The sequence below is a fragment of the Candidatus Methylomirabilota bacterium genome (assembly GCA_035764725.1).
Classification (GTDB): domain Bacteria; phylum Methylomirabilota; class Methylomirabilia; order Rokubacteriales; family CSP1-6; genus DASRWT01.
In genome coordinates this window covers 19,958-28,456 of sequence record DASTYT010000144.1, presented here as the reverse complement: position 1 = coordinate 28,456, position 8,499 = coordinate 19,958, and the positions used below count along the sequence as shown (strand labels likewise).

The window sequence follows — 8,499 nt, the reverse complement described above, 5'->3', positions numbered from 1 at the left end:
GCCGGGGCGCGTTCACATCCTGCGTCCGGGGCGCGTTCACATCCTGCGTCCGGGGCGCGTTCACGTCCTGCGTCCGCGGGGCGTTGACGTTCTGCTGCCGGGGCGCGTTGACATCCTGCGTCCGGGGCGCGTTCACATCCTGCGTCCGCGCGCCAGCCAGCGAGCGGGGCGCCTGGACTTCCTGAACGCGAGGAGCGTTGACATCCTGCGTGCGGGGCGCGTTCACGTCCTGCGTCCGCGCGCCAGCCAGCGAGCGGGGCGCGTTCACGTCCTGCGTGCGCGAGACCTGCTGACGCTGCTCGAGCAGGGTCTTTGCCTGGGCCACCTCAGGCGGGCAGCTCGTCTGAGCGGAGCTGACCGTCACCGAGAGCGACGCCAGGAACACCGCACTAGTCATTGTCGCCAAGACCTTCTTCATCTCGTTGTACCCTTTCCTTTCCGATTGGTTAACTGCCCTACCGCCACTCCGCCACCGAGCTCTGCCGAACCTTCCGGCGAATCGCATGGACAAAGTGCAGGAGGGATGCCATCAGGCTTTATGACCCAACGGCCTTTGTATATCAGCCACTTACTGGACGGGATCTCCTTGCCCCCCCATGACCGCGGGGCTTTCTGCCCGGCTTCGAGCTCAGGGCACTTCGCCAAACTGTCTGCCGAGCTCCACAGAGGAGGCTGTCTCCCCCAACCTTGAGAGGGGTAGTCGAGTCTGTTAGGCTTCATCGAGATGAAAGTTCGCCGTGGCGCCGGTTTTGCCCTCATCGTGGCGGCGGCGACCCTTTTCGGCTCCGCTTGCTCTAGCGCGCCCTCCGGCAACCCCCCATCCGCTTCCCAGGGACCCATGCGGGAAGTGCTGCCCAACGGCATGCGCCTGATTGTCCAGGAACATCGGGTGAGCGACGTAGTCGCGCTGCACTTGTGGGTGGGCGTTGGGGGCCGTGACGAGTTCCCAGCCGAGCGCGGCTTTTCACATTTTGCGGAGCACATGCTCTTCAAGGGTACTGCAACGCGGGGGCCGGGTTTCGTGGATCGCGACATCGAGTCAGTCGGCGGCCGCACGAATGCGGGCACCTCATGGGACTACACCTTCTACTACATCCTTCTGCCTGCGTCCCGCGCCACTCAGGGCATCGAGATCCTCGCCGACATGGCCTTCAATTCCGCGTTCGACCCGGGCGAGCTGGCCCGGGAGCGCGAGGTCGTCTTCGAGGAAATGCGGCTGGGCGAGGACAATCTCCGTACCTTCCTAGGGCGCCGCCTCTTCTATCTGACGTTCCGGGGCGAGCCCTATGGCCACCCGGTGCTCGGAGACCGTGAGATGTTGCAGGCGTCGTCCCAGGAGACCCTCCGCGGCTATTACAAGCAGCACTACGTGCCCGACAACATGACGCTAGTCGTCGTAGGTGCTGTTGATCCCGCTCAGGTCCGAGTCGCGGCGCTGAGGGCCTTCGCGAGCGTTCCCGCCCAGGGGTATCGGCGCGCGACGCCTCCGGCGCCTCGTCCTCTGGACGACTCGTATCGCGAAGTGCGCCCCCGGCCGGAGCGCCAGGGCTCTCTCGGCCTCGCCTGGCTTGCCCCGGTCCTGGGCGCCTCCGACATGTTCGCGGCGGATCTGCTCGCGCACATCCTGGGCGGCTCGCAGACATCGAGGTTGAACCAGGCGTTGCGTGAGCGGCAACAGCTCGTCAGCTCAGTGCGGGCCTCGTACAGCGCGCTCCAGGGCGCCGGCATGATCGGCGTGAGCGCTCTCTTCGAGCCGGACGATCTCGACAAGGTGGAGGCAGCGGTGCTGGCCGAGGTCAAGCGCATCCAGGACGAGGGCGTGACCCAGGCTGAGCGCGACCGCGCGGTGACCGCGGCGGAGAGCCGGCACCTGTTCTCCATCGAGACCGCGGAGGGTCGCGCCTACGCTTACGGGATGGCCGAAACCCTCTGGAGCCTCGAGGGCGAGATCAAGTACCTCGATGGCATCCGCTCGGTGACCCGGGAGCAGATCCAGGCGGCGGCACGGCGGTACCTCGGCGCCCAGCACGCGCGCCTCGCGCTCGTCCCGCGGGACCGGCCATGATGAGGCCGAGACTCGTCGGGCTGATGCTCCTCGTGCTGATGCTCCTCGTGCTGACCGACGGCGGATGGGCGCCAGCGCGCGCGGACGAACCGATCCGGCGGGACCGCATGGACAACGGTGTCACCGTGCTCGTGCGTGAGAATCCCAGCGTCCCGGTGGTCGCGGTCTCCGTGATGGTCCGGGTTGGCTCGCGATGGGAGACCGCGGAGAACGCCGGTATCACCAATCTCCTCCAGCAGGTCCTCGTGAAGGGAACTGCCAGCCGCACCGCCCTCCAGATCGCCGAGGAAGCGGAGGAGATGGGCGGCGGCATCAGCGCCTCGGGTGACGTGGACAACTCGGAAGTGCGTGGCGCGGCCCTGGCCCGGAACTGGCGCCGGCTCCTCGAGCTGATCGCCGACGTGACTCTCCGGCCAGCGCTGCCCGAGCGCGAGATCGAGTCCGAGCGGCGCTCGGTCCAGAGCGCCATCAGGAGCCGAGCGGATCAGCCCTTCCAGCGCGCCTACGACACCATGATGGAGCGTGTCTACGGGCCGCACGCCTACGCGCTGCCGGTGCTCGGCCGCAGCCCGGTGGTGGCCCGTGTCGATCGCGCCGCGCTGCTCGAGCACTACCGGCGCTTCTATCGTGGGGACCGCACCATCGTGTCCGTGAGCGGCGAGGTGTCCGCACGGGAGGTGGTAGCCGAGGTGCGACGTTTGTTCGGCGCGATGCCGGCGGGCGAGGGGACCATACCCGATCGCGCCGTCGCGCCGGCGTCAGCGGGTGGTCGGGATCTCGTCTCCTATCCCGCCGCCCAGGCGCAGGTGATGGTAGCCTTCCTGGGGCCGGGCATCGCCAGCAAGGACTACGCGGCCATGAAGGTGCTCTCGGTGGCGCTGGGAGGAGGCATGGCGGGCCGGCTCTTCACCGAGCTCCGGGACAAGCAGGGGCTCGCCTACTCGACGGGCGCCATCAATCCTTCCCGGGTGGATCCGAGCGTGCTCGTCGTCTATCTCGGGACGGCCCCCGCCAATGCGGATCGGGCTGAAGAGGGCATGCTCCGCGAGCTCGGGCGCATGGGGCGCGAGCGCGTGACCCCGGAGGAGCTGGCGCGCGCGAAGTCGTTCCTCCTGGGCCAGTTCAACCTGGACCGGCGTACCAACGCCCGCCTCGCCTGGTATCAGGCCTTCTTCGAGGCCACCGGCGTGGGCTACGACTTCGCCGATCGATACGTGAAGGCGGTGGAGAGCGTGACGGCCGACGAGGTCTTGCGCGTCGCGCAGACCTACCTCGCCGCGCCCGCTATCGTCAGCCTTCGCCCCGCGCCTCGCTGAGGCACCAGGGACTCCGGGCCCGACGGCATGTTCCCCCTCAAGGACGACATTCCCAGCCGCACATTCCCGTTTATCACCGTGCTGCTCATCGCCCTCAACGTCCTCGCCTTCCTCTATCAGGTTTCCTTGGGCATCGGGAGCCCCGGAGCGGCGCGGGCGGCCCAGGAGTTCATCGAGGAATTCGGCCTCATCCCCTGCCGGCTCACCGGCGCCTGCGTGGATCCGGTCGCGGGCCTGCCGTCTCCGTACGTCACGATCCTGAGCTCCATGTTTCTTCACGGGGGTCTGCTGCACGTGGGCGGGAACATGCTCTACCTGTGGATCTTCGGCGACAACGTCGAGGACACGCTCGGCCACTTCCGCTTCATCATCTTCTACCTGTTGAGCGGCCTCGCCGCCGCGCTGGCCCAGACCGCGATCGCGCCGAGCTCGATGATTCCCATGATCGGCGCCAGTGGCGCGGTCGCCGGGGTCCTGGGGGCCTACCTCCTCCTGTTCCCGCACGCGCGCATCCTCACCCTGCTGATCATCGGATTCTTCGTCCGCCTCGTGCACATCCCGGCGCTCATCGTGCTCGGCTTCTGGGTCGTGGTGCAGTTCTTCAGCGGCTTCATGACCCTCGGGGTCGCCACCGGAGGCGAGCCCGGGGGCGGGGTGGCGTTCTGGGCCCACGTGGGCGGATTCATCGCGGGCGTCGTGCTGCTATTCGTCCTGCGCCCGCGCGGCGAGCCGCGCCTCGCTTAGTTTCCCGGCTGCCGACTCTTCCGCTATACTGACTGCGCTCCCCAACGTCGGCGCGGCGAGACCGCGCGACCTTCCAGGGCGAGGAGATGGGAATGAAGGCAGTCATCATGGCCGGCGGCTTCGGAACCCGTCTGCGGCCACTCACCACCCACATCCCGAAGCCGCTCGTGCCCGTCGGCAATGTGCCCATCATGGAGCACACCGTCCGATTGCTGAAGCGGCACGGCTTCACCGATCTCCTCGTGCTCCTCTATTTCCTTCCCGAGACGATCACGGGACATTTCGGTGACGGCAGCCGATGGGGCGTGCGCATGACCTATGCGACGCCCACCGCCGACCTGGGCACGGCGGGCGCGGTGAAGTTCGCGGCGGGCGAGCTGGGGGAGCCGGTGCTCGTGATCTCGGGTGATGTCCTGACAGACTTCGATCTCCAGGCCGCGGTGCGATCGCACCGGGAGCGCGGCGCCGAGGCGACCATCGTGCTCACGCGTGTGGACTCGCCACTAGCCTACGGCATCGTCATTACCGACGAATCCGGCCGCATCGTCCGCTTCCTCGAGAAGCCGTCCTGGGGCGAGGTCTTCAGCGACACCATCAACACCGGAATCTACATCCTCGGCCCGAGCGTGCTCGCCGCCGTCCCCTCCGGCCGTCCCTACGACTTCGGCCGCGAGCTCTTCCCCGCGCTTCTCGCCTCCGGCCGGCCGCTCTACGGGCACGTGGCCGAGGGCTATTGGCGCGACGTGGGCGACCTCACCGAGTACCGGACCGCCCATCTCGACCTGCTCCAGGGCCGGGTCGGCGTCGAGATTCCCGGTACGCACAGCCAGGGGCCCGAGCACAGCGTCTGGGTGGGGGAGGGCGCGCGCGTGGACTTCCTCACCAAGCTCTCCGGCTCCGTCATCATCGGGGCGGGCGCACAGGTCGCGCCGGGCGTACGCCTCGCCAACTGCGTGGTGGGACCCGAGTGCATGATCGCGGCGGGAGCCGACATCGAGGGCAGTGTGCTCTGGGACCACGTGGACGTGGGGCCCAGCGCGCGGGTCAAGGAGGCCATCGTGGGCACGCGCGCCCAGATCCGCGCCAACGCCTTCGTCGCCGAGGGCGTGGTCATCGGCGACTACGCACGCATCGGCGAGTCGAGCACCGTGAAGGCCAACGCCAAGGTGTGGCCCTACAAGGAGGTGGAGGACGGCGCGACGCTCGCCATGAGCCTCGTATGGTCCGAGCGGTGGAGCCGCTCCATCTTCGGGCGCTACGGCGTCTCCGGCCTCGCCAACATCGAGATCTCACCGGAGTTCGCGGCCAAGCTGGGCGCCGCGTTCGGCGCGACGGTCGGCAAGCGGCGCACCATGATCACCAGCCGCGACCACCACAAGGCCTCGCGCATGATCAACCGAGCGCTCATGGCTGGGCTGCTCTCGGTGGGCGTCGACGTCCAGGATCTCGGCGTGGCGCCGGTGTCGGTGGTGCGGTACCAGATCTCCGCGCTGGGACACGCCGGCGGGGTGCACGTCCGGAAGTCTCCGTACGATCCTCAGCTCGTCGACATCAAGTTCTACGATCCTCGCGGCGTCGAGGTCCCCCCCGATCGCGAGAAGTCGGTGGAGCGGCTCTTCTTCATGGAGGATTTCTACCGTGCCCCCATGGAAGAGACCGGTGTGCTCACCTTCCCTCACGCGGGCACCGACCGCTATCGGGACGGCCTGCTCAAGTCGGTGGACGCCGATGTGATCCGGCGGGCCGGCCTCCGCATGGTGCTGGACTACGCGTTCGGCTCGGCGTCCGCGATCTTCCCCGGCGTGCTCGGCGCGCTCGGCGTGGACGTGATCTCGCTCAACGCCTATCTCGACGAGAGCCGTATCACAAAGACCGCCGAGGAATTCCAGCGCTCGCTGAGCCAGCTCTCCAACATCGGGCGCACCCTCGGCGCCGACCTCGGCGTCCTCCTGGACACGGGCGCGGAAAAGGTCTTCTTGGTCGACGAGAAGGGCGAAATCATCCCCGGGGACCTGGCGCTCGCGCTGGTCTCCCTGCTCGTGATGCGGACGCAACCGACCGGCCGCATCGTGGTGCCGGTGACCGCCTCGCGCACGCTCGATCGGCTGGCCGAGGAGCATGGCTTCGCGCTCACGCGGTCGCGGGGCACCCCCCGCGCGCTTACCGAGGCCGCGCTCGGTGAGGACGTGGTGCTGGTAGGGGAGGAGCAGGGCGGCTTCATCTTCCCGCGCTTCCAGCCCGCCTTCGACGGAATGGCCGCGGTGGTCCGCATCCTCGAGATGATGGCGCGCCTCGACGTGCGCCTGCACCAGCTCACGCGGGCCGTGCCCGAAAGCCATATCGTCCGGCTCGAGGTGCCGTGCCCCAACGAACGCAAGGGCACGGTCATGCGGCGCCTCATGGAGGCCACCAAGGGCGAGGACGTCGAGCTCATCGAGGGCGTGCGCGTACGGCGCGGGGACGAGTGGGTCGCCGCGATCCCGGACGCGGACCGGGCCTGCTTCCACGTGGTCGCGGAAGCGCCCGACCGCGAGCGGGCCCGCGCCCTGGCCGAGGAGTTCCGCGATCGGATCACGGGCTGGCGCCGGGAGCCCGCATGAGCGGCGCGCAGCGGAACGCGGTCATGAGCACGGTCACCGGCCGGCGCTCCAAGACGCGCCTGGACGCTGCGCTCGCGGCGCGCGGCCTCGCGCCCACGCGCGAGAAGGCCGCGCGCCTGATCCTGGCCGGTGGGGTGCTGGTGGACGGCCGCCGGGCAGACAAGGCCGGCGCGCTCGTCACCGAGAGCAGCCGCATCGAGGTGCTGGCGCCCGCGCGCTATGTGAGCCGCGGGGGGCACAAGCTGGCCCACGCGCTCACCGTCTTCGGTATCGATGTGCGCGGGCGGGTGTGCCTGGACGCGGGCGCCTCCACCGGCGGCTTCACCGACTGCCTGCTCGAGGCCGGGGCGGCGCGCGTGATCGCGCTGGACGTGGGCAGCCACCAGCTCGATGCGAGTCTCCGCGCCGACCCGCGCGTGGAGGTCCGCGATCGGATCAACGCGCGGAGCCTCGCGCCGGCGGATTTCCCCCAGCCGCCCACCCTCACGACGGTGGACGTTTCCTTCATCTCGCTGGAGAAGGTACTGCCCGCCGTCTTCGGCGTGCTCGCGGTGGGTGGCGAGGCGGTGGCGCTGGTCAAGCCCCAGTTCGAAGTCGGCAAGGGGCAGGTCGGCAAGGGTGGCGTGGTGCGCGATCCGGCCCAACACCGCCGCGTGCTCGAGCGCGTCGCCGCCTTCTCGGCCCGCGCGGGCTGGGGCACGCGGGGTGTCACCCGCTCGCCCCTCCGCGGCCCCGCGGGCAATCGCGAATTCTTCCTTCACCTCGTGCAAGGAGAGAGCGTGAGCGATCTGGACGCGCGCATCGAGGCCGAGACTCGCCGGAGCGGCGCGGACGCATGAAGCGCATCGGCATCGTGGCCAAGACCGATCGCGAGGAGGCGCGAACCGCCCTGCCGCGCATCCTCGAATGGTGCGCGGAGCGTCAGCTTTCTCCCGTGTTGGAGAAGGAGACGGCGGGGTTGGTGCCTACCGCCAGCGCGCCCGCGGCGGCCAAGCCGGAGCTGCCGGCCCAGGTGGACGTGCTGCTCGTGCTCGGGGGAGACGGCACTCTCCTGTCGATGGCGAGGCTGGTCGGCGACCTCAACGTGCCCATCCTCGGGGTCAACCTGGGCGGCCTGGGCTTTCTCACCGCGCTGACCGTCGACGAGCTGTTCCCGGCCCTGGAGGCCATGCTCCGCGGCGAGCTACTTGTGGAGGAGCGGATGATGCTCGCCGCCCGCGTCACCCGCCAGGGGGAGCGGCTGAGCGAGTACGTCGCGCTCAACGACGTAGTCATCACCAAGTCCGCGATGAGCCGGATCATCAACCTCGACGTCTCGGTGCAGGGACAGTTCGCCACCGCCTACCGCGCCGACGGGCTCATCGTCTCGACCCCGACCGGGTCCACCGCCTACTGTCTCTCGGCCGGTGGGCCCATCGTGTTCCCCACCATGGACGCGATCGTGCTCACGCCCATCTGCTCGCACACACTCACCAACCGGCCCATCGTGCTGCCGGGCGGCCAGCCCATCGACGTGACGCTGCAGTCGGACCAGGATGTGATGCTCACGATGGACGGCCAGGTGGGGTTCCATCTCAAGCGCGGCGATCGCGTCGAGATCCGCCAGGCCGCGGCCCGCATTCGCCTCCTCCGCGTTCCGCAGAAGCATTTCTTCTCGGTGCTGCGGACCAAGCTCAAGTGGGGCGAGCGGTAGGCCGGGCGCGGGGCGTCTCCGGCCGGATACGACTGGCGGCATCGTCTTCGTCGGCCGTAGGATGCCAGCAAACGGCCGGCA

Annotated in this window: 7 protein-coding genes; 6 read left to right on the top strand and 1 reads right to left on the bottom strand. The window is 69.0% G+C overall.

The features are described 5' to 3' along the window. Positions 1–418, bottom strand: a 418-nt coding sequence (locus tag VFX14_23815) for a hypothetical protein (protein ID HEU5192720.1), incomplete at its 3' end; no start/stop codon positions are given. Positions 419–724: 306 nt separating this feature from the next. Here VFX14_23815 and VFX14_23810 point away from each other — a divergent pair. The 6 genes from VFX14_23810 to VFX14_23785 all read left to right on the top strand — a co-directional run bounded on the left by VFX14_23810 (position 725) and on the right by VFX14_23785 (position 8,418). After that, complete coding sequence (locus tag VFX14_23810; GenBank protein ID HEU5192719.1) at positions 725–2,065, top strand: pitrilysin family protein; 1,341 nt, start codon at positions 725–727, stop codon at positions 2,063–2,065. Beyond that, on the top strand, positions 2,065–3,381 hold the full coding sequence (locus tag VFX14_23805) for a pitrilysin family protein (GenBank protein HEU5192718.1): 1,317 nt from the start codon (positions 2,065–2,067) through the stop codon (positions 3,379–3,381). The genes VFX14_23810 and VFX14_23805 overlap by 1 nt, the downstream gene beginning before the upstream one ends. Before the next feature lie 27 nt (positions 3,382–3,408). Continuing rightward, positions 3,409–4,125 carry a rhomboid family intramembrane serine protease gene (locus tag VFX14_23800; protein HEU5192717.1) on the top strand — a complete coding sequence of 239 codons (717 nt, stop codon included), beginning with the start codon at positions 3,409–3,411 and terminating at the stop codon, positions 4,123–4,125. Between the two features lie 92 nt (positions 4,126–4,217). Continuing rightward, positions 4,218–6,725: a mannose-1-phosphate guanyltransferase gene (locus VFX14_23795; GenBank protein HEU5192716.1), complete on the top strand. Its 2,508-nt coding sequence runs from the start codon at positions 4,218–4,220 to the stop codon at positions 6,723–6,725. Beyond that, positions 6,722–7,564, top strand: coding sequence for a TlyA family RNA methyltransferase (locus VFX14_23790; protein HEU5192715.1), 843 nt, complete (start codon positions 6,722–6,724; stop codon positions 7,562–7,564). Before VFX14_23795 ends, VFX14_23790 begins: the two co-directional genes overlap by 4 nt. Continuing rightward, positions 7,561–8,418 carry an NAD(+)/NADH kinase gene (locus VFX14_23785; protein HEU5192714.1) on the top strand — a complete coding sequence of 286 codons (858 nt, stop codon included), beginning with the start codon at positions 7,561–7,563 and terminating at the stop codon, positions 8,416–8,418. Before VFX14_23790 ends, VFX14_23785 begins: the two co-directional genes overlap by 4 nt. The last annotated feature ends 81 nt before the right edge of the window (positions 8,419–8,499 follow it).